This is a genomic window from Empedobacter sedimenti (genome assembly GCF_030005555.1).
Lineage (GTDB): Bacteria > Bacteroidota > Bacteroidia > Flavobacteriales > Weeksellaceae > Empedobacter > Empedobacter sedimenti.
The window spans coordinates 1-1,491 of sequence record NZ_JASCQG010000041.1 but is presented as its reverse complement, the minus strand read 5'-3'; the positions used below and the strand labels follow the sequence as shown (position 1 = coordinate 1,491).

Here is a 1,491-nt window from a genome sequence, read left to right as displayed (position 1 = left end):
TGTAAATTTTCAGCAAAAAGTGGACATCTAAGACCTAAAATTTAAGGTAGTGTTTTTAAAATCATTAACTTTAATTATGGCAACATCCAAAAAATCAACTCCAGAGAAATATGTAAAAGATATTCGTCAAAATACGAGACGAATATTTACAGCGGAACAAAAGATTTTAATTGTAATGGAAGCTTTACGAGCAGAAACTTCGATAGCTGAACTTTGTAGAAAATATAGTATTAGTCAATCTCAATTTTATAAGTGGAATAAAGAATTTCTAGAAGCTGGTAAAAAGCGATTGTCTGGAGATATTACTCGAGAAGCTACAAGTGACGATGTAAGTGAATTACGTAAAGAAAACCAGCGTTTAAAAGAGATTGTAGCTGATTTGGTTGTACGTTATGATATCGTAAAAAAAACCTTGAACTCGTTGGATTAAAAACAAAATTCAAGAAATATATGCGATTATCAGCAAGTGAAAAACACGAAATTATACAGATTGTAACTCGCTCTGAAATTGGAGTTAAACGTACTTTAGAGGAGTTCGGAATTGCACGGAGTACCTTCTATAAATGGTATTCAAATTATTTAGAGAATGGATTTGAAGGTTTAGAATCAAAAAATTATTCAACCCATCGAAAATGGAATAGTATACCTGATTCTCAGAAGGATTTAATTGTAGAATTAGCGTTGGATTATCCTGAATTATCTGCTAGAGAATTGGCTTGTAAAATGACCGATGAATTAGGAATTTATATTTCAGAATCGAGTGTTTATCGAATATTGAAGCAGAGAGATTTAATTCCATCACCTAATCATATTTTAATTTCAGCAGCAAACGAATTTAAAGATAAAACCAATTTTGTTCATCAAATGTGGCAGACTGATTTCACTTATTTTAAAATTATAGGATGGGGATGGTATTATTTAAGCACGATTTTAGACGATTACAGCCGATATATTATTCATTGGGAATTATGTAGTTCGATGAAGGCAGAAGACGTAAAAAGAACTGTAAAAACAGCGATTGAAAAAGCTAAATTAAAAGCGAAACAGAAACCAAAATTACTATCAGATAATGGCCCTTGTTATGTGTCAAGTGAATTAAAAGATTACTTGAAAAATACGCAAAAAATGGAGCATGTTAGAGGTAAACCACTACATCCACAAACCCAAGGGAAAATCGAAAGGTATCACAGAACGATGAAAAATGTAGTGAAATTAGATCACTATTACCATCCTGATGAGCTGATTGAAGCCTTGAATAAGTTTGTAGAAAACTACAACAATTGCAGGTATCATGAGGCTTTGAATAATCTTACGCCTTCGGATGTGTATTTTGGTCGAGCAGATAAAATTTTAGAACAAAGAGCAATTATTAAACAACAAACAATTGCAAAAAGAAGGCAATTGTATTATCAAGAAAAAATAATAAATTTATAAACCAAACACTCTCTTAATTTTTAGCAAGAGGTGTCTCATTTATTTTGACAACATACA

At 31.3% G+C, this 1,491-nt stretch carries 1 protein-coding gene; it reads left to right on the top strand.

The features are described 5' to 3' along the window. Positions 1 to 76: 76 nt before the first annotated feature. Positions 77 to 1,434 (top strand): IS3 family transposase gene (locus QHG34_RS15815; protein WP_407080922.1). Its coding sequence is split into 2 segments (ribosomal slippage): positions 77 to 412 and positions 415 to 1,434, totalling 1,356 coding nucleotides; the frame shifts between segments, so codons are not numbered across the junction. Positions 1,435 to 1,491 lie beyond the last annotated feature (57 nt).